Origin of the sequence: Pseudomonas sp., from assembly GCF_030690725.1 — a bacterium.
In the GTDB taxonomy this organism is placed as follows: domain Bacteria; phylum Pseudomonadota; class Gammaproteobacteria; order Pseudomonadales; family Pseudomonadaceae; genus Aquipseudomonas.
The window spans coordinates 17,139-42,260 of record NZ_JAUYGD010000071.1 but is presented as its reverse complement, the minus strand read 5'-3'; the positions used below and the strand labels follow the sequence as shown (position 1 = coordinate 42,260).

Sequence of the window (25,122 nt, the reverse complement as noted above, 5' to 3'; positions counted from 1 at the left end):
TTCAGCTCTCCACGAAGGCTTCGAACAGGCCGAGGGGCAGCGGCACATCCAGCAGGTAATCAAACAGGCCGTACAGCAGCACGCCCATCAGTACGGCGCTGATGGCGCAAGGCAGCGGGCGCCCGGTAAACAGCAGGCCAAGGGCAAAGGTGGCCAGCGTGGTGCTGATGACAAAGCCGAGCACTTCGAACAGCAGCGCATAAGCCAACAGCGCCAGTACACAGAGCACGGTGCGCACGGCAGCGCGGGTATTCAGCGTCTGCTCCAGCAGGCCGGGCTTGAATACCAGCCACAGGCTGCCGGCGGCCATCAGGCTAAGCAGCAGCAACGGATAGGCGCGCGGCCCGACTGGGTCGTAGGCGAAGGGTGCCTGGAAGCCCCAGGCGATGACGGCGAGAACGGCGCAAAACAGCAGCCAGCTCGCGGCGAACAGGCGAACGTACATGGCGGATTACCTAGTCGATAAAACTAAAGAGGGCGGAAGCGTTACGAGCGAAGGGAAGGCAAGGCGGAAAGCGGCGAGAAAGCGCAGTTTACTGGTGTAAATGAGCATTTCGAGCCGCTTTCCAACGCCGCATTACCGAGCGCAGTAGCTTCCTTACTGCATCAGGCCGAACTCACCAGCCAATGCCTTGTATTCCTCAACTTGCTTGAAGACCAAGGCTTTCAGCTCGTCGCCAGTCACTGACAACGGCAGCAGGTCGCGCTGTTCACGCAGGGTGGCGAAGTCTTCACGGGCGAGCAGGCTGTCGAACTGCTGTTTCCACCAGTTGTACTGCTCGTCCGTCACCTCTGGGCCCATATAGAAGCCGCGGATTACCGGCCAGACGATGTCGTAGCCCTGTTCCTTGGCGGTGGGGATATCGGCCAGTTTGCCCGGCAGGCGTTCTTCGGAGAGCACGGCGAGGATGCGTACTTTCTTCGCTGCCAGTTGCGGGGTGACTTCGCCCAGGCCGCTGGAGGTGACCTGCACATGGCCGCCAAGCATGGCGGTGAGGGTTTCGCCGCCGCCTTCAAAGGCCACGTAACGCAGGTTTTTCGGGTCGATGCCGGCCAGGCGGGCGATCAGCGCAGTCTGCATCCAGTCCTGACCGCCGATGGTGGCGCCAGCGCCGAAGACGATGCTCGCCGGGTCCTTCTTCAGCGCCTGCACCAGGTCATCCAGATTCTGGTACGGCGAGTCGGCACGCACGGTGATGGCGCCATAGTCGGTGCCTACTGCTGCCAGCCAGCGCACGCCGGTTTCGTCATAACGGCCGAACTTGCCTTGCGCCAGGTTGAGCAGGGAGCCGCTGGAGAACGCGGTGATGGTGCCGGGATCGGCCGCGCGCTGGGCGATTACTGCGTTGTAGGCCACCGCGCCGACACCGCCGGGCATATAGGTGACGCGCATCGGTGCTTTGAGCAGGCCGCTGTCTTTCAGGCCGCTCTGCGCCAGTTTGCAGGTCAGGTCGAAACCACCGCCGGGCTTGGCCGGGGCAATGCATTCCGGGCGCTTGGGTTCGGCAGCCAGCAGTTGGCCGGCAAAGGCCATACAGGCGGTGGCCAGGGCGATGCGGGTAAAGGCAGTTTTCATGGTGTGTTCCTCTGAGTTCTTATTGTTTACCAGATCGGCAGCGTATAGCCGACGATGACGCGGTTCTCGTCCGCATCGCGGGCGAAGTCGGATTTGAAGCTGGCGTTGCGCAGACGCACGTAGACATCTTTCAGTGGCCCGCTTTGCACCACGTACTTGACCTCGATGTCGCGCTCCCACTCACCGCCGGTGTCGTTCGTGCCGGCAATCTGCGCGTCGCTGCCTTTGATATAGCGGGTCATAAAGCTCAGGCCGGGAACGCCGAGCTTGCCGAAGTCGTAGTCGTAACGGGCCTGCCAGGAGCGCTCGTCGGCGTTGGCGAAGTCGTTGATCTGCACGAAGTTGACCAGAAACGGGTCGCTGCCATCGATATAGGCGTAACCGGTGTCGCCGCTCATGTCCTGGAAGCCCAGGCCCAGTTTGTGGCCATTGATGGCGTAGCTGAGCATGGCGTTGAAGGCGCGGTTGTCGATCTTGCCGGCATTGGATGCGCCACTGTCCTTGCTCAGCATCAGGCGTACATCGGCGCTCAGGGTGCCGCTGCCCACCGGCTGGCTGGCGAGCAGGCCGAAGAAGTGCTGGCGGTAGATATCGTCGAGGTCGGCGAAGTAGTAGCGGCCTTTGAGTTGCTTGTTGAAGCTGTAGTCGAGGCCCATCAGATCCAGATGATCTGCCGTGATACCGGCAGCGAAGCGGCGGTTCTTGCTGTTGAGGATCAGCTCCTCGGAGTTGGTCGAGGCGCGGTCGATGACTTTATCCAGGCGCCCGCCGGTAAAGGTCAGGCCGTCGAGTTCGCTGGAGGTCAGCAGGCCGCCTTCGAACACCTGCGGCAGCAGGCGGCTGTCGCTGGCCTTGACCACAGGCAGTTCGGGGATGTGCGAGCCATAGCGCAGCTCGGTATTAGAGACCTTGACCTTGGCAGTCAGGCCCAGGCGGCCGAACTGATCCGGGGGGCCGCCATCGTCCTGTACCGGGAGCAGGTCGGTGCCGGTGCGGCCGCCGCCGGAATCCAGTTTGACCCCAACCAGGCCCAAAGCATCGAGGCCGAAGCCGACGGTGCCTTCGGTGTAGCCGGACTGGACGTCGAGCCAGAAACCCTGACCCCATTCTTCACGCTTGTTCTGCTGGCTGCTTGTGCCTTCGCGGAAATCACGGTTGAGGTAGATGTTGGTGGTGGTCAGGCTGGCTTTGCTGTCAGCCACAAAATCGGCATGGGCAGCGGGGGCAAGCAGCGCGGCGGCGATGGCCAGGCTAAGCAGGTGAGCAGGCGCAAGCGCCTGATGAGATGCAGTCGGCATCCTGTGGTCTCCATTGTTGTTTTTGTCACGGCTGCGCACCACTGCGTCAGTCGTTCAGGTCGGTGGATCGAGCCACCTGAAACCGATGCTAGGGGGTCAAGCTTTCACCAGGCTTTCAGCTTGAAAAAACGCCTGGAGCGTTTTTTGACGTCGCTGCGACGGCCTGCAGGGTGGCCGCCAGGGATGGCAGGCCACAAAAAAACGCCTGGAGCGCTTTTTGACGTCGCTTGCGACGGCCCGCAGGGTGGCCGCCAGGGATGGCAGGCCACAAAGAAACGCCTGGAGAGTTTTTTCACGTCGCTTGCGACGGCCCCCAGGGTGCGCCGTTACACTGGGCGCATAACAACAAGTTTGTGGAGTGCCATTACCGTGCGAATCCTGCTGGTCGAGGACCATCTGCCCCTGGCTGAAAGCGTGGCTCAGGCCCTGCGTGGCACCGGGTTGACCGTGGACATGCTGCATGACGGCGTGGCCGCCGATATGGCCCTGAGCACTGAGGATTACGCCCTGGCGATTCTCGATATCGGCCTGCCGCGCCTGGATGGTTTTCAGGTGCTGGCGCGTCTGCGTGAGCGCGGCAATACCCTGCCGGTGCTGATGCTCACCGCCCGTGGCGAGGTCAAGGACCGTGTGCATGGCCTTAACCTGGGCGCCGATGATTACCTGGCCAAACCCTTTGAACTGAGCGAGCTGGAGGCAAGGGTCAAGGCACTGCTGCGGCGCACCGTGCTCGGTGGCGAGCGTCAGCAGCGTTGCGGCAATCTGCTGTATGACCTGGATACCCGGCGCTTTACCCTGGCCGATGGCCTGCTGACCCTGACCTCCCGTGAGCAGGCGGTGCTGGAGGCGATGATCGCCAGGCCCGGACGGGTGATGAGCAAGGAGCAACTGGCCGCCCAGGTGTTTGGTCTGGATGAGGATGCCAGCAGCGACGCCATCGAAATTTACGTGCATCGCCTGCGCAAAAAACTCGAAGGCGGCGGGGTGCGCATCGTCACCTTCCGTGGTCTGGGTTATTTATTGGAGGCAGTCGGTGACTGAGGGTTGGAGACAGTCGGTGACTGAGCGCGGCAAACCCGTGGAGCACCAGCCGGGCAGCCTGCGCGGGCGGTTGATCCGCCGATTAGCGGTGCTGTTAGCGCTGATTCTGCTGGTCAGCAGCCTGAGCGCCTATTGGAGCGCGCGGCATGCTGCCGATACCGCCTATGACCGCACTTTGTTGGCCTCGGCGCGGGCGATTGCCGATGGCCTGTACACCACCGCCGAACGGCTGAACGCCAATGTGCCCTATGTGGCGCTGGACACCTTTGCCTATGACAGTGCCGGGCGCATCTACTACCAGGTGCTGGATGTGCAGGGCGCGCTGGTGTCCGGTTACGCAGACTTGCCGCCGGCACCGCCCGGCACCAAGCGCACCGAGGATTACCCGGCGCTGGCGCATTTCTACGATGCCGAATACCGCAACCAGGGCGTGCGAGTGGTCAGCCTGCTGCAGCCGGTCAGCGAGCCGGGGGTCAATGGCGTGGCGGAAATCCGCGTGGCGGAAACCCAGGGCGCGCGCGAGCGCATGGCCCGCGAGCTGTTGCTCGGCACCTTGCTGCGCATGGGCGTGCTGTCGCTGAGTGCCTTGCTGCTGGTGTGGCTGGCGGTGAGTGCTGCGCTGCGCCCGCTGGAAGCCTTGCGCCGCAGCGTGGCGGCGCGTACCAGCGACGATCTGCAGCCGCTGTCGGATCTCGGCATGCCGCGTGAACTGCGCCCGCTGATCGATGCGCTGAACCAGTTCAATGACCGTCTGCGTAATCTGTTCGAACGTCAGTCGCAATTTATCGCCGATGCCTCCCACGAGCTGCGCACGCCTCTGGCAGCGCTCAAGGCGCGGGTCGAGCTGGGCTTGCGCGCCCAGGAACCGTCGATCTGGCGCAGTACCTTGGAGGAAGCCGCGCAGAACACCGACAAACTCACCCATTTGGCCAATCAATTGCTTTCGCTGGCGCGTATCGAAAGCGGCGCACGGGCGATTGCCGAGGGCGGCGCGCAGCGTCTTGATCTCAGCCAGCTGGCACGCGAATTGGGTATGGCGCTGGCGCCACTGGCCCATGCGCGGGGTATTTCCCTGGCTCTGGAGGCCGAGCAACCGGTGTGGGTCAGCGGTGAGCCAACCTTGCTCAACGAGCTGCTGTGTAACCTGCTGGATAACGCCCTGGCGCATACCGCAGCCGGCGGCAATGTGATTCTGCGGGTATTGCCGGCTGGGGTGCTGGAGGTCGAAGACGACGGCCCAGGGATTCCGCCGGAAGAGCATGAGCGGGTGTTTGCGCGCTTCTATCGGCGCAGTAACAAGGGCGCGGGGGCAGGCTTGGGCTTGGCGATTGTCGGCGAGATCTGCCGCGCGCATCAGGCCGAAATCAGCCTGCATCAGGCGCAGCCGCACGGTTTGTTGGTACGTGTCGCATTCGCCAGTGCGCAAGCCTGAGTCAGGGCGCCAGGCTAAGCGGTTGCTGGATTTCCAGCAGGTACTGAGCAACCTTGCCGCTTTCACGCAGCTGCGCCAGGCCTTGGTTAAAACGTGCGATCAGCTCGGCATTGCCGGGCACTTGCCGCGAGAGCAGCAGGTGCAGGCTGTCGCTGCGCAACGGCTTGGGGTGAAAGCTCAGCTGCGCACGCTCGGCGGCGCTGAAGTGCTGATGCAGCATGTCGAAGCCGACTACTTTGTCCATCGGGAACAGATCGACGCGGCCGGCGATCAACTGGCGAAACGCGGTTTCATCACTGGTCACTCGATTGACCCGCAGTTGTCCGCTGGCTTCGGCCTGCTGAAAGGCTTCGCCGTAGTCATAGCCACGGGTGCCGGCCAGGCGCCGGCCTTGCAGGTCACTGACCTGCTGCCAGTCAAAGCTGTAGCCCTTGCGGTGGAACAGGTAGTAACCGCTTTCCACTACCGGGTCGCTGATAAAGAACTTTTCCTCACGTTCGTTGCTGTGCAGCCATACCGCGCTGCCTGCGCGTTGGCCGCGCTCAGCCAGTTGCAGCGAGCGCGCCCAAGGGTGGAATTCCCAGGCCACATCAATCCCCTGCAAGGCAAAGGCTTCGGCGACGATGCGTGAAGCAACGCCCTTGTGCGGCAGTTGTTCGCCCAGATAAGGTGGCCATTCACCGTTGGTCAGGCGCACCGATTCTGCAGCGGCCAAAGCACCGCAAAACAGGCTGAAGAGGGCAGATAACAGCAGAGTGCGCATGAGCCGTATGCCGATTGCGGGGACTGGGTTCAGTCTAGTTGCATTCGGCTGCATGCGCGTGAGGGGCTTTACTGGAGCATGCTCATGGCTGCTTCCATGGCGGCGGAGAGGTCTTCGTCTTCGTTGAGGTTCTGGTTGGGGTCAAGACCGAGCTTGGCGAACGCTGGAATCTGGCTCCAGTCCAGTTTGGTGTAGGGGTGTTCGCTGCCAATGTAGCTCTGCAGGGTGGCGACCTGGACGATATCGACATAATCGACCTTGGCGCTGTCGCGGGTGAAGTCCAGGTATTGGCCGGGCACCATGGCGATCAGCTCGGGGAATTCCCAGGTACGCAGGATCTTGTCGCCGATGATCGGGTGAATCTGCTCGATCACATGGTTAAGGCTGATCGAATCGGCCAGCAGCTCGCTGTGCTCTTCGGCGTAGGTGAGGATCGGCAGTACGCCGATCTGATGCACCAGGCCGGCGAGGGTTGCTTGGTCCGGCAGCAGGCGGGTGTAGTGTTTGCACAGAACGTGGCAGATGCCGGCGATTTCCGTGCTTTTGTTCCACACTTCGCGCATTTTGCGGTCAACCACATCGCTGGTGGCTTGGAACATTTGTTCCATAGCCAGGCCCGTGGCCAGGTTGCAGGTGTAATTGATGCCGAGGCGACCGACGGCCATCTGCAGGTCGGTGATTTCCTTGTTGGTGCGCAGCAGTGGGCTATTGACCACCTTGATGATGCGCGCGGTCAGGGCGGCGTCGTTGCCGATTACCTTGCTCAGTTGCGGGATGCCGATGTCCGGGTCTTCTGCTGCCTCGCGGACTTTCAGCGCGACCTCTGGCAGGGTCGGCAGTACCAGTTCATCGCTGTCGATGGCCTGGATCAGTTCCTTTTGGACTTTCTCGGCAAGCTTGCTCATGGGCAATTCTCTTTAGGCGGTCAGGCAATAGTAATCAGTGTAGTAAGTGCTTAGCGCTGTATTTCGCGGTCTGCGTCCAGTGTATACGGCAAATCGAGCACGCTCAGCGTGCTGCCTTCGGCAGAACCCAGGTGAATAACGCCATTGTGCGCGGCTTCGTCCTGCAGCACGGCCAGCAGTTCGACGCCGGCCGGGCTGCGCGCGGCCAGCACCACTTCACCAACGCTGGAGGTGTGGGTGGGCGAAAACAGCGCCGTGGCGGGCTCTGGCAGCTGATTGTCATGCAGTTCCAGGCGATACAGGCGGCGTTTGAGTTTGCCCAGGTACTGCATGCGCGCGACGATTTCCTGGCCGGTGTAGCAGCCTTTCTTGAAGCTCACACCGCCCACGGCCTGCAGATTGATCATCTGCGGAATAAACAGCTCGCGCGTGCTGCCCATAACCTGGCCAATGCCGGCGCGTACCTGAGCCAATAACCAGTCATTCAACGGCGCTTCGCGTAGCTGCGCGGCCAATTGCGTTTGTACGGTTTCTGCTTGGCTGGCGGGTATCCAGAGTTCGGCGCGGCTATCGCTCAGGCGCACGGCCAGAAATTCATCACTGCGCGCGACGCTGTCGGCGGTTTCTGCAAGCTCCAGGCCGAGGCGGCGCAGGGCTTCATCGCCGCCGCTCAGGCCGATGCGCAGCCAGTCCTGGCTTTCGTCGGTGAGCTTGGATTTGCTGAAAACAGCGTATTTCTTCAGGTCAGTCAGTTGCGCATCTAGCAGGTCACTGGCCATTGCCAGCAAATAACCGTCACTCACGCTGAGGACGCGAAAGCTCGATTGCATGCGGCCCTTGGGGGTGCAGCGCGCGCCCAGGCTGGAATAACTGTCGCTCAGGTAGTTGAGATTGCAGGTGACTTGGCCCTGGAGGAACTTGTTGGCGTCCGGGCCGCGCACGGCGAGGATGCCTTCGTGGCTGAGGGTGCAGTAAAACGCGGTATCGGCCATGGTGGATTAGGTATCGCTGGATAAAAGTTAGGGGGCTCATCATAGAGCGCGCCTCGCGCCTTGTCAGCGCTTGCCGCTGCTTCGTCTCAGCGCATTGCCTTGCCGGGTGATGCGCGCGGTCAACAGGGGCGCTTTTCATCGGTATACTGCGCGCCTTATCCAAGGAGCATACCCATGGTTGACTCGGTTGAACTCAATCGTCTTTTTTGGCACAGCCGCCGCGGCATGCTGGAGCTGGATGTGCTGCTGGTGCCGTTTGTCAGAGAGGTGTACCCGCACCTCGACGAGGCTGACCGCGAGCGTTATCGCAAGCTGCTCGAATGTGAAGATCAGGACATGTTCGGCTGGTTTATGCAGCGCGGCGAGCCGGAAGATGCCGATCTCAAGCGTATGGTTCGGATGATTCTGGACCGTGTCCAGCCCCAGTGACGGCTTCGAATGCCGGTGGCAGCCTTCACGGCAGCTGCTGGCTTGCTATGCCCTGATTCAGGGGTTGGCGCTGCTTAGCCTGGCGCTGGTAGAGATTCCACTCTGGGCGCGTTTGCTCGGAATTGGCTTCTGTCTTGCCCATGCCGCTTGGGTGCTACCGCGACATTTGCTGCTGAGTTCGCCGCAGGCCTACCGAGCGCTGCGTTACACGGCCGACGGTTGGCAGGTGCACAGTACGGCCCAGGGCTGGCAGGCCATCGAGCTGCATCCCGATAGCCTGGCCTTGCCGTTGATAGTGCTGCTGCGCTTTCGTCTGGCTGGGCAGCGCCGTGTGCGCTCGGTCTGCATTGCTCGCGACAGCTTGGCGCGGGATCAGCACCGGCGCTTACGGGTGCGGCTGAAGTTCAGTCGCCATAGGTGGGCGGCAGCAGAATAGTGTCCTTGGCTTCGGCCAGCTGCTGCGGATAGTCCAGGGTGTAATGCAGGCCACGACTTTCATGGCGCAGCATGGCCGAACGGATCATCAGCTCGGCGACCTGAGCTAGGTTGCGCAGTTCGATCAGGTCGCGGCTGACCTTGTAGTTGCTGTAGAACTCGTGAATTTCGTCGAGCAGCAGGCGCACCCGGTGCTCGGCGCGCTGCAGGCGCTTGTTGGTGCGCACGATGCCGACGTAGTCCCACATAAAACGCCGCAGTTCGTCCCAGTTGTGCGCAATGATCACGTCTTCATCCGAGTCGGTCACCTGACTGGCGTCCCAGCTGGGAAGGTCGCTGGGCATGCTGATCTGCTCCAGCTGGGCGAGGATGTTCTCCGCCGCCGAGCGGGCATAAACGAAGCACTCCAGCAGTGAGTTGCTGGCCATGCGGTTGGCCCCGTGCAGGCCGGTAAAGCTGGTTTCGCCGATGGCATAGAGGCCGGGCACATCGGTGCAGCCGCTCTGGTCGACCACTACACCGCCGCAGGTGTAATGCGCAGCTGGCACCACCGGAATCGGTTCTTTGGTGATGTCGATGCCGAAGTCCAGGCAGCGTTCATACACGGTAGGGAAGTGCGATTTCACAAAGTCAGCCGGTTTATGGCTGATATCGAGGAACACGCAGTCGATCCCCAGGCGCTTCATCTCATGGTCGATGGCGCGGGCGACGATATCCCGTGGTGCCAGTTCAGCGCGCTCATCGAAGCGCGGCATAAAACGTTCGCCGTTGGGCAGCTTGAGCAGTGCACCTTCGCCGCGCAGTGCCTCGGTGACCAGAAAGCTCTTGGCTTTCGGGTGGTACAGGCAGGTCGGGTGGAATTGGTTGAACTCCAGGTTGCCGACCCGACAGCCGGCGCGCCAGGCCATGGCGATGCCGTCGCCGCAGGCGCCGTCCGGGTTGCTGGTGTAGAGATAGACCTTGGCCGCGCCGCCGGTGGCGAGAATCACGAAGCGCGCGCTAAAGGTATCGACCTCGCCGCTGGCGCGGTTGAGCACGTAAGCGCCCAGGCAGCGCTGGCCTTCCAGGCCGAGTTTGCGTTCGGTGATCAGATCAACGGCGACGCGCTGCTCCAGCAGTTCGATATTGCTGCGCTGGCGGGTTTGTTCGAGCAAGGTGTTGAAGATCGCCGCGCCGGTGGCATCGGCGGCATGGATGATGCGCCGGTGGCTGTGGCCGCCTTCACGGGTCAGGTGGAATTCGAAACCGCCGTCTTCGCGGGCGTGTTCATCGTCACGGGTGAAGGGCACACCTTGGTCGATCAGCCACTGGATGGCTTCGCGGCTGTGCTCGACGGTAAAGCGCACGGCGTCCTCACGGCACAGGCCGCCACCGGCATTGAGGGTGTCTTCGACATGCGACTCGATGGTGTCGGTGTCGTCCAGCACCGCCGCCACGCCGCCTTGCGCCCAGTAGGTCGAGCCGTTGGACAGGTTGCCCTTGCTCAGGACGGCAATGCGCAGGTGCTCAGGCAGCGTGAGGGCCAGGGTCAGGCCGGCGGCACCGCTACCGATAACCAGAACGTCGTGTTGGTAATGTTGGCTCATGTCCGAATTCCGCGAAAAGCGGCCCCTAGTATATAGAGGGGGTGGACGGCACAATAGCCAGCTTATGACCAAGTGCGTTACTCGGGAACTTTTTAAGTGTTTCGGGTTCCATAGGCGGTTGTTTAAGTGGGAATTCGCCTGGGTCAGGCGGCTTTGCAACGGGCCTGCGGTTTTTGCCTAGCCGGCGGGCGATCCAGACTACAAGCGCAGCAGTGGAGTCCCTTTGCTGCGCTGTTCCGTGCAGGACTTCTAAGTGTTCTGCAGGAAGCTTGTTTGAAGGAGAGAACTTTTGCGCAATGCCCAAGTCTACTTTGGCAGACCGAGTAAAGGGTTGGCGTTGCGCTCCTTCAAACCTTATGAGGAGTTTTCATGCTAACCCAGGAAGATGATCAGCAACTGGTCGAGCGCGTACAGCGCGGCGACAAGCGTGCATTTGATCTATTGGTGCTCAAGTATCAGCACAAGATTCTCGGGTTGATCGTGCGTTTTGTGCATGACACCCATGAGGCACAGGATGTGGCGCAGGAAGCCTTCGTCAAGGCGTATCGGGCGTTGGGTAATTTTCGTGGTGACAGTGCGTTCTACACTTGGCTTTATCGCATCGCCATCAACACGGCGAAGAACCACCTGGTGTCGCGTGGTCGGCGCCCGCCAGACAGTGATGTAAGTGCTGAGGATGCCGAGTTCTATGACGGTGACCATGCCCTCAAGGACATCGAATCGCCGGAGCGCGCGCTGTTGCGCGACGAGATCGAGGCCACCGTGCACCGCAGTATCGAGCAGTTGCCGGAAGATTTACGCACAGCGCTAACCTTGCGTGAATTTGATGGTCTGAGTTACGAGGACATTGCCAGCGTCATGCAGTGTCCAGTTGGCACCGTGCGTTCGCGAATTTTCCGGGCGCGTGAGGCTATTGATCGATCCCTGCAGCCGTTGCTGCAGGAAACCTGAGACAGCGGCGTCAGCCAAGAGAGGAACCGCCATGAGTCGTGAAACCCTGCAGGAATCGCTGTCCGCGGTGATGGATAACCAAGCGGATGAACTTGAACTAAGGCGAGTGCTGGCGGCCAGTGATGACCCTGAGCTGCGCGCAACGTGGTCGCGTTACCAGATTGCTCGGGCGGTCATGCACAAAGAGTTGCTTGAGCCGCGCCTGGATATTGCCGCTGCTGTGTCCGTCGCCCTGGCTGACGATGTTGCCCCGGTTGTGCAGCCAGTACAGCGCGGTCCTTGGCGTACCGTCGGCCGTCTGGCTGTTGCTGCTTCGGTTACCGTTGCAGTGCTGGCGGGTGTGCGTATGTATAACCAAGACGACATCACCGGTGTGCAGTTGGCGCAACAGTCCAATCAGCCGGTGCTGAATATTCCTCAGGTCAGCGGGCCGGCCATGCTGGCAGGTTTCAATACGTCCGAAGAGCAGTCTGCTCCTGCGGCCAGTGCCGTGGGTCAGGGCCAGCCTGGCTGGCATGAGCAGCGTTTGCCGGCCTATCTGCGCCAGCATGCGCAACAGGCAGCCATGAGTACGAGTGAAGGTGCGCTGCCTTACGCGCGCGCAGCCAGTCTGGAAAACCGTTAACGGTCGTTGTTAAGGAATCGCATGCGCTTTATTCCTTTAAGCGTTCTGTTGCTGGGCAGCTGGCTGGTGTTGCCGGCGGTTGCCGATGAAGGTCGTGCCTTGTTGCAGCGTCTGGCGGATGCCGAGCGCACACAAAGTTTTCAGGGCACCTTTGTATACGAGCGTAATGGCAGCTTTTCGACGCACAGCATCTGGCATCGGGTGGGCGAGGGCGGTGCGCTACGAGAGCGCCTGCTACAGCTGGATGGTTCCGCGCAGGAGGTGTTGCGCGTCGATGGTCAGGTGCAGTGCGCCAGTGGTGCATTGGCTGACCAGCTGATTGATAGCCAGCTGTGGCCCGCCCGGGCGCTAAATGCCGAGCAGCTGAGTGAGTGGTATGAGCTACGTGTGCTCGGCAAGTCCCGCGTGGCGGGGCGAGCTACCAGTGTATTGGCCCTGGTGCCGCGTGATCAGCATCGTTATGGCATCGAGCTGCACCTTGATCAGCAAACTGGCTTGCCGCTCAAGTCCTTGCTGGTCAATGACAAGGGGCAGTTGCTTGAGCGTTTCCAGTTTACCCAACTACAAACTGCAGCTCCCGCAGCCTCTAACCTTGAGCCTGGTGCAGGCTGCCGTCCGGTGCGTTTGTCTGCCGCCCAGGTGGATGCGGTAGAAGCCTGGCGTTCGGATTGGCTGCCGCCAGGCTTTAGCCTGCGCTCGGTTACCCAGCGCCGCAGCCCCGCATCGGATGAGCCAGTCGCCTGCCAGGTGTATGAAGATGGCCTGGCGCGTTTCTCCGTGTTTATGGAGCCGCTGCGCGGCGCTGCCGTTGAGGATGTGCGTACTCAGCTGGGGCCGACTGTGGCGGTTTCGCGTCGATTGAAGACCGAGGATGGCGACGTGATGGTCACCGTGGTTGGCGAAATTCCTCTGGGCACGGCTGAGCGAGTGGCCTTGTCCATGCGTTCGGTGGCTGAGGTGGCGCCGTGATCGAGGAGCAGGGGCGGGTCGTGGCCGTTGAGCCCGGTGCTGTCTGGGTTGAAACCCTGCGTAAAAGCACCTGCTCCAGTTGTTCCGTCAAAGCCGGTTGCGGCCAGGGCTTGCTTGATCAGCTCGGGGCGAGCGGCCGTCGTGGTTACGTGCGTGCACTGTCGGATCTGCAGCTGAGTGTGGGTGATACGGTCATTATCGGTGTGCGCGAGGATCTGCTGGTGCGCGGCTCGCTGCTGGTTTATCTGCTGCCTTTGCTCGGTTTGTTTGCTGCGGCTGTATTGGCTGAACAGGCGGGCTTGAGTGAGCCCTGGGTAATATTCAGTGCGCTGCTCGGGTTTCTGTTTGCCTGCTGCGCGGTGCGCTGGCGCAGCCGCGTTACGGCCGGTGATCCGGCGTTGCAGCCTGTGGTGTTGCGTGCATTGCTTGGTGGTGCCGCAGCAGCGTTTTAAGACTTTTGCTGGCCTGATGGGGAGTTGTATGTCGAAGCTTGGTCTGAAATCTTCATTTACTGCGTTATTTGCCGTGCTGCTGATGGGGCAGGCGTTGTTTGCTCAGGCGAGCCTGCCGGATTTCACCGAGCTGGTTGAGCAGGCGTCACCGGCGGTCGTCAATATCAGTACCCGGCAGAAGATGCCGGATCGCGCGGTGGCTGGCAGTGGTCAGCTTAATGTGCCTGATCTGGAAGGTCTGCCGCCGATGTTCCGCGAGTTCTTCGAGCGCAATATTCCGCAGATGCCGCGTGCACCAGGCGGGGGGCGCCAGCGTGAGGCCCAGTCGCTGGGCTCGGGCTTTATCATTTCCGCTGATGGTTATGTGCTGACCAATAACCATGTGATCGCCGACGCCGATGAAATCATTGTGCGCCTGTCGGATCGCAGTGAGCTGGAAGCCAAACTGGTCGGTACTGACCCGCGCAGCGATGTCGCGCTGCTCAAGGTTGAGGGCGCTGGCCTGCCAACCGTCAAGTTGGGTAAGTCGGAAGACCTTAAAGTTGGTGAGTGGGTGCTGGCAATCGGCTCGCCATTCGGCTTCGATCACTCGGTGACCGCCGGGATCGTCAGTGCCAAAGGCCGTAGCCTGCCGAACGAGAGCTATGTGCCGTTTATTCAGACTGACGTGGCGATCAATCCAGGTAACTCTGGCGGTCCGCTGTTTAACCTGGCTGGTGAAGTGGTCGGTATCAATTCGCAGATTTTTACCCGCTCCGGCGGCTTTATGGGTCTGTCGTTCGCCATCCCGATGAGTGTGGCCATGGATGTGGCCGATCAGCTCAAGGCGGAAGGCAAGGTCAGTCGCGGCTGGCTGGGTGTGGTGATTCAGGAAGTAAACAAGGATCTGGCGGAATCTTTTGGCCTGGATAAGCCTGCCGGTGCGCTGGTGGCGCAGGTGCTGGAAGAGGGTCCGGCTGCCAAAGGCGGCTTACAGGTCGGCGATGTGATCCTCAGTCTGGATGGTAAGCCGATTGTCATGTCTGCCGACCTGCCGCATCTGGTCGGTGCGCTCAAGCCGGGTGCCAGTGCCGAGCTGGATGTGGTGCGCGATGGTGCGCGCAAGAAGCTGAAGTTGAGCATCGGCGCGCTGCCTGAAGACGGCGAGGCTTTGGCCGGCACTGCTGCGCCTGGGGTTGAACGCAGCAGCAATCGGCTTGGGGTCAAGGTGGTTGAGCTGACTGCCGAGCAGAAGAAGAGCCTCGACCTGAAAGGCGGTGTGGTGATCTCTGAGGTGCAGGACGGTCCGGCGGCGCTGATTGGTCTGCGTCCGGGTGATGTGATCACTCATCTGAACAATCAGGCGATCAATTCGGCCAAGACCTTTACCGAGGTGGCGCAGGCGCTGCCGAAGAATCGTTCGGTGTCGATGCGCGTGCTGCGTCAGGGGCGCGCCAGCTTTATCACCTTCAAACTGGCCGATTAACGGTGCAGGCAGGCTAAAAGGGCGACTTCGGTCGCCCTTTTACATAGTGCTGCCGTGTGGCCTTGATGACGTGCAAGGTGGCTTTCGGGTACACTTCGCGGCTATTTTCGGCGGGCAGTCGCCTGCGCCCTTTTTGAGTGTTGATCCGTGAGTGATTTGAGTCATATCCGCAATTTCTCCATCATCGCCCACATTGACCACGGCAAGTCGACCCTGGCCGACCGGTTTATCCAGATGTGTGGCGGCTTGGCCGACCGTGAAATGGAAGCCCAGGTACTGGACTCCATGGATCTGGAGCGCGAGCGCGGGATCACCATCAAGGCGCACAGCGTCACCCTGTATTACAAGGCTAAAGACGGCATTACCTATCAGCTGAACTTTATTGATACCCCAGGCCACGTCGACTTCACCTATGAAGTCAGCCGTTCCCTGGCGGCCTGTGAAGGTGCGCTGCTGGTGGTCGATGCCGGTCAGGGCGTGGAAGCGCAATCGGTGGCCAACTGTTACACCGCCATCGAGCAGGGTCTTGAGGTCATGCCGGTACTGAACAAGATCGACCTGCCCCAGGCCGATCCGGATCGGGTCAAGGAAGAGATCGAGAAAATTATCGGCATTGATGCCACTGACGCGGTGACCTGCAGTGCCAAGACCGGCCTGGGCGTCGATGAGGTGCTTGAGCGTTTGGTGCACACGATTCCGGCGCCGACCGGTGATATTGAGGCGCCGCTGCAGGCGCTGATCATCGACTCCTGGTTCGACAACTACCTGGGTGTGGTCTCCCTGGTGCGTGTGCGCCACGGTCGGATCAAGAAAGGCGACAAGGTACTGGTCAAATCCACCGGCAAGATCCACCTGGTCGACAGTGTCGGTGTGTTCAACCCCAAGCACACTGCCACCGTTGACCTCAAAGCCGGTGAAGTGGGCTTTATCATCGCCAGCATCAAGGATATTCACGGCGCGCCAGTAGGCGACACCCTGACCCTGGCTGCCACGCCGAACGTCGAAGTGCTGCCCGGCTTCAAACGCATTCAGCCGCAGGTTTATGCCGGCCTGTTCCCGGTTAGCTCCGATGATTTCGAAGATTTTCGCGATGCGTTGCAGAAGCTGACCCTGAACGACTCGTCGCTGCAGTATTCCCCGGAAAGCTCGGATGCACTGGGTTTCGGCTTCCGTTGTGGCTTCCTCGGCATGCTGCACATGGAAATCATCCAGGAGCGCCTGGAGCGCGAGTACGATCTGGATCTGATCACCACTGCACCGAGCGTAATCTTCGAGGTCGTGCTCAAGACCGGTGAGACGATCTACGTCGACAACCCGTCCAAGCTGCCGGATGTTTCCTCGGTCGAGGACTTCCGCGAGCCGATCGTGCAGGCCACTATCCTGGTGCCGCAGGAACACCTGGGTAACGTGATTACCCTGTGCATCGAGAAGCGTGGCGTGCAGCGTGATATGCAGTTCCTCGGTTCGCAGGTTCAGGTTCGCTATGACCTGCCGATGAACGAAGTGGTACTCGACTTCTTTGATCGCCTGAAATCCACCAGCCGCGGTTATGCCTCGCTGGACTACCATTTTGATCGTTATCAGTCGGCCAACCTGGTCAAGCTGGATGTACTGATCAATGGCGACAAGGTTGATGCACTAGCTCTGATCGTGCATAAGGACAACGCCCACTACAAAGGTCGGGCGTTGACCGAGAAGATGAAAGAGCTGATTCCACGGCAGATGTTCGACGTGGCGATCCAGGCTGCAATTGGTGGACAGATCGTTGCGCGGACCACGGTCAAGGCGCTGCGCAAAAACGTATTGGCCAAATGCTACGGCGGTGACGTCAGCCGTAAACGCAAGCTGCTGGAAAAGCAGAAGGCCGGTAAGAAACGCATGAAGCAGGTAGGCAACGTGGAAATTCCACAGGAAGCCTTCCTCGCCGTGCTCAGGTTGGATAGTTAAGGTCCTATGTCGATCAATTTCCCGCTGTTACTGGTTATCGCAGTCGCCGTTTGTGGCGCGCTGGCGTTGTTCGACCTGATCTTTCTGGCCCCGCGCCGGCGAGCGGCTATCAGCACCTATCATGGCCAGGTCAGCGAACCTGATGAGGCTGTAGTGGAGCGCTTGAACAAAGAGCCTTTGCTGGTGGAGTACGGCAAGTCTTTCTTCCCGGTGCTGGCGATTGTGCTGGTGCTGCGCTCGTTTCTGGTCGAGCCCTTCCAGATTCCATCCGGCTCGATGAAGCCGACCCTGGAAGTAGGGGATTTTATTCTGGTCAACAAGTTTGCCTATGGCATCCGCCTGCCGGTGCTGGATACCAAGGTCATTGAAGTAGGCGATCCGCAACGTGGTGATGTGATGGTGTTCCGCTACCCAAGCGATCCGAACATCAACTACATCAAGCGCGTGGTGGGCTTGGCCGGCGACCGGATTGCCTACAGCAGCGACAAACGTCTGACTATCAATGGTGAGCTTGTAGCGCAGCAGTTGATTGGCGATGAGCCCGGCAGTCTGGGCAGTGCGACGTTGTATAACGAGAAACTCGGTGAAGCAGAGCACCAGATCCGTAAAGAAATGCAGCGTTATCGGGTTGAGCCTGGTCGTGAGTGGGTGGTGCCGCAAGGGCATTACTTTATGATGGGCGACAACCGCGACAACTCCAATGACAGCCGTTACTGGAACGACCCTGCCATCCCTAAGCCGTTGCTGGGCATGGTGCCGGACCAGAATATCGTCGGCAAAGCATTTGCCATTTGGATGAGCTGGCCGGACCCGAAGTCGAGCAACCTGCCTAATTTCTCTCGCGTAGGTCTGATTCACTGACCTGCTACCGAATTTGCGACGCTGTTAAAAGCAGCGTCGCAGGCTATATATAGTCTTGCCTCCAGCCGTAATGGCTTTCACATAACTCAAATTTGGGGACAAATATGAAATCTGCACATTCGCAAAAGGGAATGTCGATTCTTAGTTGGTTGATGGTGTTGGCGTTTGTGGCTTTTTTTGCCAGTGCCGCGTTCAAGGTGTTGCCGCATTACTTCGACTATATGTCGTTGGAGAAAATGATTACTTCGGTTGAAACCGATAAAGCTGGCGATGTTCGTAGCATTAGCGATTTCTATAGTCATATCAGCAAGGGGATGCAGGTCAACAGCATTCGTGACCTAGATATGCAGGACGCGATTAAGATAAAAGTCGAAAACAACGAATTTCGCGTGCACATGAAATATGAAAAGCGTGAGCCTCTGATCGAGAATATCGATCTGGTCGTGCGTTTCGATAAAGAATTCCGCGTGCGTATGCCGTGAGTGCGTCGTTAGCCCGTCTCGAGCGGCAGCTCGGTTATACCTTCAAGGACCAGGAGCTGATGATCCTGGCCCTGACCCACCGCAGTTTTGCCGGGCGCAATAATGAGCGTCTGGAGTTTCTCGGTGATGCGATCCTCAACTTTGTTGCCGGTGAAGCGCTGTTTCAGCGCTTCCCGCTGGCCCGCGAAGGGCAGCTGTCGCGTTTGCGCGCTCGCTTGGTCAAGGGTGAAACCCTGGCCATTCTGGCTCGCGGCTTTGATCTGGGTGAGTACCTGCGCTTGGGCTCCGGCGAGCTGAAAAGTGGTGGCTTTCGCCGCGAGTCGATTCTGGCTGACGCGCTGGAAGCGCTGATCGGTGCCATCTACCTCGACACCGGGATGGATGCGGCCCGTGAGCGGGTGTTGGCCTGGCTGACCACCGAGTTGGACAGCCTGACCCTGGTCGACACCAATAAGGACCCGAAAACCCGCCTGCAGGAGTTTCTGCAGTCGCGCGGCTGTGAGTTGCCACGTTACGAAGTGGTGGATATTCAGGGCGAGCCGCACTGCCGGACATTCGTAGTCGAATGTCAGATCACCTTACTCAATGATAAAACCCTGGGGCAGGGTGCCAGCCGGCGTATCGCCGAGCAGGTGGCCGCTGCGGCCGCGCTGATCGCCCTGGGTGTGGAGAATGGCAATGACTGATTCACCTGTTACACGCTGTGGCTATGTCGCCATCGTCGGCCGGCCCAACGTGGGCAAGTCGACGTTGCTTAACCACATCCTCGGGCAGAAGCTGGCGATCACCTCGCGCAAACCGCAGACCACGCGACACAACATGCTCGGGATCAAGACCGAGGGTGAGGTGCAGGCGATCTATGTCGACACCCCCGGTTTGCACAAGAACAACGAAAAAGCGCTGAACCGCTATATGAACAAGAATGCTTCGTCGGCGCTGAAGGATGTCGACGTGGTGATCTTTGTGGTTGATCGCACCCGCTGGACTGACGAAGACCAGATGGTGCTGGAGCGTATTCAGTACGTCGAAGGCCCGGTGATTCTGGCGATCAACAAGACCGACCGCATCGAAGACAAAGCTGAGCTAATGCCGCATTTGGAGTGGCTGGCCACCCAATTGCCGAATGCCGAGATTGTGCCGGTTTCGGCCCAGCACGGGCATAACCTCGACACCCTGGAAAAACTGGTGGGCGAGCGTTTGCCGGAAGGCGTGCACTTTTTCCCGGAAGATCAGGTCACTGACCGCTCCAGTCGTTTCTTCGCTGCTGAGCTGGTGCGCGAGAAAATCATGCGTCAGCTCGGCGCCGAGTTGCCGTACCAGATCACCGTGGAAATTGAGGAGTTCAAGCGCGACGGGCGCATCCTGCATATCCACGCGCTGATCCTGGTAGAGCGCGACGGCCAGAAGAAAATCATCATTGGCGACAAGGGTGAGCGGATCAAACGCATTGGCCAGGAAGCGCGCAAGGACATGGAAGTGATGTTCGACTCCAAGATCATGCTCAACCTATGGGTCAAGGTCAAAAGTGGCTGGTCTGACGATGAGCGCGCGTTGCGCTCCCTGGGTTACGACAATATCTGAGTCGCCTTCGGGCGCGCCCTGCGCCCGCTTTTGTGAGTAAGCCCCATGCTTGCCCTTGGTCAGCCTGCCTATGTCCTGCACAGCCGCGCTTACCGTGAAAGCAGCGCGCTGGTGGACTTTCTCACCCCGCAAGGCCGTTTGCGCGCTGTGCTGCGCGGCGCGCGAGGCAAGGCCGGCAGCCTGGCGCGGCCGTTTATTCCGCTGGAAGCCGAGTTTCGCGGGCGTGGCGAGCTGAAAAACGTCGGCCGCCTTGACCCAGCGGGCATTCCCAATCTGTTGGTGGGTGAGGCGCTGTTCAGTGGCCTGTACCTCAATGAGCTGTTGATCCGCCTGCTGCCCGCCGATGACCCGCATCCCGCCGTGTTCGAGCACTACGCCATTACGGTGCTGGCGCTGGCCCAGGGCCGTGCCCTGGAGCCCTTGCTGCGTTCTTTTGAATGGCGTCTGCTGGATCAGCTGGGCTATGGTTTCGCCCTGGATCTGGACAGCGAAGGTCAGCCCATAGCCGAGGCGGGCCTGTATCGACTGCAGACCGAAACCGGGCTGGTGCCGATTGGCCAACTGCAACCCGGAGCTTTTCAAGGGGCCGAGCTGTTGGCCATGGCCGAAGCGGACTGGACTGCGCCCGGCGCCCTGGCCGCCGCCAAACGCCTGATGCGCCAGGCCCTGGCCCCCCATTTAGGCGGCAGGCCGCTGGTCAGCCGCGAATTATTTATGACGATCAAGGAGCCAAGCCGTGACTGATGCCAATCGTATTCTGCTGGGTGTGAACATCGACCATGTGGCCACCTTGCGCCAGGCCCGTGGCACCCGTTATCCGGACCCGGTCAAGGCCGCGCTGGATGCCGAAGAGGCGGGGGCCGACGGCATTACCGTGCACCTGCGCGAAGACCGCCGGCATATTCAAGAACGTGATGTGCGCTTGCTCAAGGAAGTCATGCAGACGCGGATGAACTTCGAAATGGGCGTTACCGAGGAAATGCTCGCCTTCGCCGAAAGCATCCGTCCCGAACACGTCTGCCTGGTGCCGGAAACCCGTCAGGAGCTGACCACCGAAGGCGGCCTGGATGTGGCCGGGCAGGAAGAGCGGATTCGCGCGGCGGTCGAGCGCCTCAGCAAAATCGGCTGCGAAGTGTCGCTGTTTATTGACCCGGACCCGCAGCAGATCGAGGCGTCCAAGCGTGTCGGCGCGCCGGCTATTGAGCTGCACACCGGTCGTTATGCCGATGCGCATACCCCGGAAGAGGCGGCGCGTGAACTGGCGCGGATTCGCGATGGTGTGGCCTGCGGCCTGCAGCATGGCCTGATCGTCAATGCAGGCCATGGGCTGCATTACCATAATGTCGAGCCGGTGGCTGCGATTGCCGGGATCAACGAGCTGAATATCGGCCACGCCCTGGTGGCGCACGCGCTGTTCGTTGGCTTTAAGCAGGCGGTGGTGGAAATGAAAGAGTTGATCGTCGCGGCGGCCAACCGCGGCTAGTGCGCAGGGCAGACATGCAGCAGGCTTTTCTGCCTTCTGATAAGCGGTGGACAAGCTGACGCATGTCCACCCTACGCAAGCTGTGCTTACGGCTTGCGTGCGATCAGCACCGCCCGGCTCGGCGCCGGCAGGCCTTCCACTGTGCGGCTATGGTCGGCCGGGTCAAGGAATTCGGGCAGTGACTGAAAACGCATCCACTCAGTCGAGCGTTGTTCGTCGACTGAAGTGGTGCTGACATCCACGCAGCGCACATCGACAAAGCCGGCGCGGCGCAGCCACAGCTCCAGTGCCGGCACCGAGGGCAGGAACCAGACGTTGCGCATTTGCGCGTAGCGGTCCTCGGGGACCAGTACTTGCTGGGCATCGCCTTCGACCACCAGGGTTTCCAGCACCAGTTCGCCGTCCTTGACCAGGCAGTCCTTGAGGTCGATCAGGTGATCGATAGGCGAGCGGCGGTGATACAGCACGCCCATGGAAAACACCGTGTCGAAGCCTTGCAGCTTGCCGGGTAATTCCTCGAAGGCCAGCGGCAGGTGCCAAGCGGGCAGGTCGGGCAGGTAGTTCTTCATCGCCAGAAACTGGCAGAGAAACAGCCAGTTGGGGTCGATGCCCACCACGCTGTCGGCTCCGGCGCCGAGCATGCGCCACATGTAGTAGCCGTTGCCGCAGCCGACATCCAGCACCCGCTTGCCCTTGAGGTCGAGATAGGGAGCGACCCGCTGCCATTTCCAGTCCGAGCGCCACTCGGTGTCGACGTGTACGTCAAATAGATGAAACGGTCCCTTGCGCCAGGGAATCAAACCCTGCAGTGCGGTTTTCAGTGCGGCGCGTGTTGGCTCGTCGCAGGGGCCGTTGAAGCTGAAACTGTGCATAAGCTCCAGCTGTTCGACGTTCAGTTCCGGCAGCGCCTGTACCGCGCCGTACCAGCGCGGCAGGTCGCCATGGCCGATCGCCAGTTTGGCGTCGATCTGCCCAGGCAGGTCGGCTGACCAGTCCTGTAGCGGGGTGCCAGCAAGCGCGGCCTGCAGGGCATCAAGGTCGAGGCGACTGATCATGGCAGGGCAATCAGGGAGGCGAAATTAAGGCACTGGAACCACGGCACCACCTGGCTGAAGCCGGCGGCCAGCAGGCGTTCACGGTGCTGCTCCAGGCTGTCGGGCAGCATGACTTTCTCAATGGCGCTGCGTTTCTGCGCTATTTCCAGCTCGCTGTAGCCGTTGGCACGCTTGAAGGCGATGTGTAATTCACCGAGCAGGGCGTGCTGCGCAGCGTCTGCGAATTGCAGTTTTTCCGAAAGAATCAGCGCGCCGCCGGGTAGTAGGGCCTGGCGAATCCGCGTGAGCAATTCGAGGCGTTGCTCAGGCTGGATAAATTGCAGGGTGAAGTTCAGCGCCACCAGCGAGGTTGGCTGGAAGTTGAGGCTGAGAATGTTGGCCTCAATCACTTCGACCGGCAGCAGTTCCTGAAACATCGAATCCTGTGCGTGCAGGTATTCGCGGCAGCGCTCTACCATGGCGCTGGAGTTGTCCACAGCGATCACCCGGCAATCTTCGATTTGCACATGACGACGCAGCGCCTGGGTCACGGCGCCCAGGGAGCTGCCGAGGTCATACAGCACGCTATGCGGCTGGGCAAACTGGCCAGCGAGTACGCCGATATTCTCGACAATGGTCGGGTAGCCCGGCACCGAGCGCTTGATCATATCGGGGAAGACCCGTACCACATCTTCGTTGAACACGAAGTCCGGCACCTGGGCCAGGGGTTGGGCGAAAAGACGGTCGGGCTGTTTGCTCACGATGGCTACGCACTGGTCGATAAAGCCGGGCATTTTAGCCAAGTGCGCGGTATAGCCAAACTTTGATTGCCGCTATTGGTCGCAAATCTGCATGGGCGATGGCTTAACGGGCCTGTTTGAAGGCAGAAGCCGCGATGGCCCATTGCCCGAGCCAGTAGGTAAGCATGATCGCCAGCGGCGCAGCATCGAAGGGGGCGACAAAGCGGTTGATGCCGATCAGGCTGTCGGAAAGCACAAACAGGGCTGCACCAGCGGCAGCCAGGCGAGTGGTACTGCTGTTCAGGCCTGGTTGGCCGAGGCGGGCGAGGGCGCGCCAGAGCATCGCGCTAATCGCCAATGCGTAGCAGGCCACGGGGATCAGCAACGGACCCAGATTAGCTCTGGCGAGTATGGCGAACATCGTCCCGCCCGTGGCCAGGGCAAGCAGCAAGGCGAGCCAGGCCGGTTGCGTGCAGTCGCTCAGGTAGGCGCGCAGATAAGCCAGGTGGGCGAAGAGGAAGGCGCCGAGGCCGAAAACAAACAGGTCACCGGGCCAGTCGAGCAGGATATCGCCCGCCAATGAGGCAAGCAGGCCGAGGCTGATCCAGCGTCGATACAGACCGCTGGGCGCCGTTCTCAGCCATAGCAGTAGAGCGACGACCGGGATGCCCTTGCTGAGCAGGCCCAGTTCACTCAGGCCGCTGAGCCGCGCATAGAGAAATATTGCAGCGCCCAGCAAACCCAGCAGCAGATAACGCATGGCCTTGTCCTTGATGCTCGAAAGGCCAGCACTATGGCGTGTCGCGGATTAACTGACCACGCCGTGGATGCCAGTCAGGTCAGCATTTCGCGCCAGTTAGCGAGCTTTGATCGTGCAGTTGAAGCGCTGTGCCGGTACTACGCCGACTTCCCAGGGGCGTTCGTAGGTCAGGGCCAATTGGCCCTCGCCAGCTTGGGCAACTTCGAAGCGCCAGGTGGAAATCCCGGCGCTGCCGACCAGGCCGGCGTCTTCTGGGTTGCTGTAGACCTCGGGGCCGAGGCTTTTCAGAACCTGCGGCGCGGAGTCACGCAGCAGCCAGCGGAAACCGGTGGTGGGGTTGCTCGGCAGGCGCAGATTGAATTGCTGGCCGACGTGCAGCGACAGCGGGCATTTGCTCTGCTGGCTCTGCTCCAGGGTGACGCTGCTGGGTTTTTGCGCGCAGGCGGCGAGCAGTGCAAGGCTGAGTGCCACTGTCAGGCGGGGGGCAAGCATGGTGAGCTCCTGGCGAATGTCGAGGCTGCCAGCATAGCTGCTAGGGCTGCTGCGCGGGAGCCCGTGCAGCGAACGTCGCCTGCAGTGGCGCGCGCAAGTGCTGGGCATACTCGTCGATCAGCGGTGTGAGCAGGGCAAAGCATTCGTGAGGTGCCAGGCGTACGTCGTGGCTGTCGATCAGTTCATGCTCCAGGCGCTGCAGCACCTGTTGTAAGGACGCGCCGACGGGCGATTGCTCCAGTTGCAGGCAGAGCTGCTGAATCTGCTGTTTCAGGTTTGGCGGGCATTGACTGTAATTGGCCGCACGCACGCTCAGGCCGCGCAGGCGGGCAAGGTTTTCCAGGCCATGGCAGGCCTGGGCGATGCCCTCTAGGTGTGCGTTGCCAGCCTGATGCAGGCGGGTTTCGAGTGTTGCGATCACCGCCAGTAAGCCGTCGATAACCTGGCAGTGGGCGGCAAAGTCCGCCGGGTTGCGCCGTAGGCGTGGCCAGTCCTGCTGCAGTGGTGCAAGCCCCAGGCTGGGGCCGGGCCAGTTCAGCCAGAGTTGGTCGAGTTGGCGTGCCAGGGCGTTGCGCTGGCTGGTGCTGGGTAGGTCCTGTTGGGCGCCCAGGCCACGGTGTTTTTGCAGGTTCTGCAGCAGGTCGATGGCGCGTTGCAGCAACACAGCTTGCAGCTCATTGAGATGCTGCTGGTGGCGTTTGCCGGCGAGCTGGCTGAGGAAGTGGCCGGCGAGTAACAGCGCCAATGCCAGGGCGAGAGCAATGCTGAGGGCCATAAGCTGGTTTCCTGAACCCGAACGGTGCGCAAGGGGGCAGGCAAACTC

The 25,122-nt window shown here is 60.7% G+C and carries 28 protein-coding genes; 16 read left to right on the top strand and 12 right to left on the bottom strand.

All coding sequences use genetic code 11. The features are described 5' to 3' along the window. Window position 1: 1 nt before the first annotated feature. From Q8O69_RS18870 to Q8O69_RS18860, 3 genes are all read right to left on the bottom strand, one after another. Window positions 2-445 carry a tripartite tricarboxylate transporter TctB family protein gene (locus Q8O69_RS18870; protein ID WP_305593715.1) on the bottom strand — a complete coding sequence of 148 codons (444 nt, stop codon included), beginning with the start codon at window positions 443-445 and terminating at the stop codon, window positions 2-4. Window positions 446-598: 153 nt separating this feature from the next. Beyond that, the gene (locus tag Q8O69_RS18865) at window positions 599-1,576 is read right to left on the bottom strand and encodes a tripartite tricarboxylate transporter substrate binding protein (RefSeq protein ID WP_305593714.1); all 978 of its coding nucleotides are present in this window, start codon (window positions 1,574-1,576) and stop codon (window positions 599-601) included. 26 nt (window positions 1,577-1,602) lie between these two features. After that, window positions 1,603-2,874, bottom strand: coding sequence for an OprD family porin (locus Q8O69_RS18860; protein ID WP_305593713.1), 1,272 nt, complete (start codon window positions 2,872-2,874; stop codon window positions 1,603-1,605). 369 nt (window positions 2,875-3,243) lie between these two features. Here Q8O69_RS18860 and Q8O69_RS18855 point away from each other — a divergent pair, with 369 nt between their 5' ends. Both Q8O69_RS18855 and Q8O69_RS18850 read left to right on the top strand, forming a co-directional pair. Further along, window positions 3,244-3,915: a response regulator gene (locus tag Q8O69_RS18855; RefSeq protein WP_275963005.1), complete on the top strand. Its 672-nt coding sequence runs from the start codon at window positions 3,244-3,246 to the stop codon at window positions 3,913-3,915. Window positions 3,916-3,931: 16 nt separating this feature from the next. Continuing rightward, complete coding sequence (locus Q8O69_RS18850) at window positions 3,932-5,347, top strand: sensor histidine kinase (protein WP_305593712.1); 1,416 nt, start codon at window positions 3,932-3,934, stop codon at window positions 5,345-5,347. A gap of 1 nt (window position 5,348) precedes the next feature. Here the strand turns inward: Q8O69_RS18850 and Q8O69_RS18845 are convergent, their stop codons facing one another. The 3 genes from Q8O69_RS18845 to Q8O69_RS18835 form a co-directional block, all read right to left on the bottom strand. Further along, window positions 5,349-6,110 carry an ABC transporter substrate-binding protein gene (locus Q8O69_RS18845; protein WP_305593711.1) on the bottom strand — a complete coding sequence of 254 codons (762 nt, stop codon included), beginning with the start codon at window positions 6,108-6,110 and terminating at the stop codon, window positions 5,349-5,351. A 68-nt stretch (window positions 6,111-6,178) separates the two neighbouring features. Then, entirely contained in the window at window positions 6,179-7,015 is an 837-nt protein-coding gene (locus Q8O69_RS18840; protein ID WP_275963007.1) for an HDOD domain-containing protein, read from the bottom strand. 50 nt (window positions 7,016-7,065) lie between these two features. Then, window positions 7,066-8,007, bottom strand: coding sequence for a folate-binding protein YgfZ (locus tag Q8O69_RS18835; protein WP_305593710.1), 942 nt, complete (start codon window positions 8,005-8,007; stop codon window positions 7,066-7,068). Window positions 8,008-8,181: 174 nt separating this feature from the next. Between Q8O69_RS18835 and Q8O69_RS18830 the strand changes: the two genes are divergently transcribed. Further along, a complete protein-coding gene (locus Q8O69_RS18830) occupies window positions 8,182-8,436 on the top strand; it encodes a succinate dehydrogenase assembly factor 2 (protein WP_275963009.1) in 255 nt (84 codons plus the stop codon). Beyond that, on the top strand, window positions 8,420-8,872 hold the full coding sequence (locus tag Q8O69_RS18825) for a protein YgfX (protein ID WP_305593709.1): 453 nt from the start codon (window positions 8,420-8,422) through the stop codon (window positions 8,870-8,872). The genes Q8O69_RS18830 and Q8O69_RS18825 overlap by 17 nt, the downstream gene beginning before the upstream one ends. Here the strand turns inward: Q8O69_RS18825 and nadB are convergent. Continuing rightward, a complete protein-coding gene (nadB, locus tag Q8O69_RS18820) occupies window positions 8,841-10,457 on the bottom strand; it encodes an L-aspartate oxidase (RefSeq protein ID WP_275963011.1) in 1,617 nt (538 codons plus the stop codon). The genes Q8O69_RS18825 and nadB overlap by 32 nt on opposite strands. A gap of 369 nt (window positions 10,458-10,826) precedes the next feature. On the opposite strand from nadB, the gene rpoE reads away from it, so the two are divergent. The 12 genes from rpoE (at window position 10,827) to pdxJ (ending at window position 21,273) form a co-directional block, all read left to right on the top strand. Continuing rightward, window positions 10,827-11,408, top strand: a complete 582-nt coding sequence (gene rpoE / locus Q8O69_RS18815) for an RNA polymerase sigma factor RpoE (protein WP_090252003.1) — start codon at window positions 10,827-10,829, stop codon at window positions 11,406-11,408. Between the two features lie 31 nt (window positions 11,409-11,439). After that, a complete protein-coding gene (locus Q8O69_RS18810) occupies window positions 11,440-12,033 on the top strand; it encodes a sigma-E factor negative regulatory protein (protein ID WP_305593708.1) in 594 nt (197 codons plus the stop codon). A gap of 21 nt (window positions 12,034-12,054) precedes the next feature. Beyond that, entirely contained in the window at window positions 12,055-13,002 is a 948-nt protein-coding gene (locus Q8O69_RS18805; RefSeq protein WP_305593707.1) for a MucB/RseB C-terminal domain-containing protein, read from the top strand. Continuing rightward, window positions 12,999-13,454 (top strand): SoxR reducing system RseC family protein, encoded by a 456-nt coding sequence (locus tag Q8O69_RS18800; RefSeq protein ID WP_305593706.1) that lies wholly within the window; start codon window positions 12,999-13,001, stop codon window positions 13,452-13,454. Before Q8O69_RS18805 ends, Q8O69_RS18800 begins: the two co-directional genes overlap by 4 nt. Before the next feature lie 82 nt (window positions 13,455-13,536). Then, complete coding sequence (locus Q8O69_RS18795) at window positions 13,537-14,919, top strand: DegQ family serine endoprotease (protein ID WP_371136185.1); 1,383 nt, start codon at window positions 13,537-13,539, stop codon at window positions 14,917-14,919. A 147-nt stretch (window positions 14,920-15,066) separates the two neighbouring features. Next, window positions 15,067-16,866 carry a translation elongation factor 4 gene (gene lepA / locus Q8O69_RS18790; RefSeq protein ID WP_304864410.1) on the top strand — a complete coding sequence of 600 codons (1,800 nt, stop codon included), beginning with the start codon at window positions 15,067-15,069 and terminating at the stop codon, window positions 16,864-16,866. Window positions 16,867-16,872: 6 nt separating this feature from the next. Further along, window positions 16,873-17,727: a signal peptidase I gene (gene lepB, locus Q8O69_RS18785; protein WP_305593704.1), complete on the top strand. Its 855-nt coding sequence runs from the start codon at window positions 16,873-16,875 to the stop codon at window positions 17,725-17,727. Window positions 17,728-17,831: 104 nt separating this feature from the next. Beyond that, a complete protein-coding gene (locus Q8O69_RS18780) occupies window positions 17,832-18,209 on the top strand; it encodes a DUF4845 domain-containing protein (protein WP_305593703.1) in 378 nt (125 codons plus the stop codon). Further along, window positions 18,206-18,895, top strand: coding sequence for a ribonuclease III (gene rnc, locus Q8O69_RS18775; RefSeq protein WP_160015377.1), 690 nt, complete (start codon window positions 18,206-18,208; stop codon window positions 18,893-18,895). The genes Q8O69_RS18780 and rnc overlap by 4 nt, the downstream gene beginning before the upstream one ends. Next, window positions 18,888-19,790 carry a GTPase Era gene (era, locus tag Q8O69_RS18770; RefSeq protein ID WP_275963020.1) on the top strand — a complete coding sequence of 301 codons (903 nt, stop codon included), beginning with the start codon at window positions 18,888-18,890 and terminating at the stop codon, window positions 19,788-19,790. Before rnc ends, era begins: the two co-directional genes overlap by 8 nt. 45 nt (window positions 19,791-19,835) lie before the next feature. After that, window positions 19,836-20,534, top strand: a complete 699-nt coding sequence (gene recO / locus Q8O69_RS18765) for a DNA repair protein RecO (RefSeq protein WP_305593702.1) — start codon at window positions 19,836-19,838, stop codon at window positions 20,532-20,534. Beyond that, complete coding sequence (gene pdxJ / locus Q8O69_RS18760; protein WP_305593701.1) at window positions 20,527-21,273, top strand: pyridoxine 5'-phosphate synthase; 747 nt, start codon at window positions 20,527-20,529, stop codon at window positions 21,271-21,273. The genes recO and pdxJ overlap by 8 nt, the downstream gene beginning before the upstream one ends. Before the next feature lie 86 nt (window positions 21,274-21,359). On the opposite strand, the gene cmoB is transcribed toward pdxJ, so the two are convergent. The 5 genes from cmoB to Q8O69_RS18735 all read right to left on the bottom strand — a co-directional run bounded on the left by cmoB (window position 21,360) and on the right by Q8O69_RS18735 (window position 25,074). Beyond that, complete coding sequence (gene cmoB, locus Q8O69_RS18755) at window positions 21,360-22,328, bottom strand: tRNA 5-methoxyuridine(34)/uridine 5-oxyacetic acid(34) synthase CmoB (protein ID WP_305593700.1); 969 nt, start codon at window positions 22,326-22,328, stop codon at window positions 21,360-21,362. After that, the gene (cmoA, locus tag Q8O69_RS18750; protein WP_305593730.1) at window positions 22,325-23,101 is read right to left on the bottom strand and encodes a carboxy-S-adenosyl-L-methionine synthase CmoA; all 777 of its coding nucleotides are present in this window, start codon (window positions 23,099-23,101) and stop codon (window positions 22,325-22,327) included. Before cmoA ends, cmoB begins: the two co-directional genes overlap by 4 nt. A 70-nt stretch (window positions 23,102-23,171) precedes the next feature. Then, a complete protein-coding gene (locus tag Q8O69_RS18745; RefSeq protein ID WP_305593699.1) occupies window positions 23,172-23,807 on the bottom strand; it encodes a lysoplasmalogenase in 636 nt (211 codons plus the stop codon). Window positions 23,808-23,903: 96 nt separating this feature from the next. Then, entirely contained in the window at window positions 23,904-24,299 is a 396-nt protein-coding gene (locus Q8O69_RS18740) for a protease inhibitor I42 family protein (RefSeq protein WP_305593698.1), read from the bottom strand. A gap of 40 nt (window positions 24,300-24,339) precedes the next feature. Then, window positions 24,340-25,074 (bottom strand): hypothetical protein, encoded by a 735-nt coding sequence (locus Q8O69_RS18735; RefSeq protein ID WP_305593697.1) that lies wholly within the window; start codon window positions 25,072-25,074, stop codon window positions 24,340-24,342. Between the last annotated feature and the right edge of the window lie 48 nt (window positions 25,075-25,122).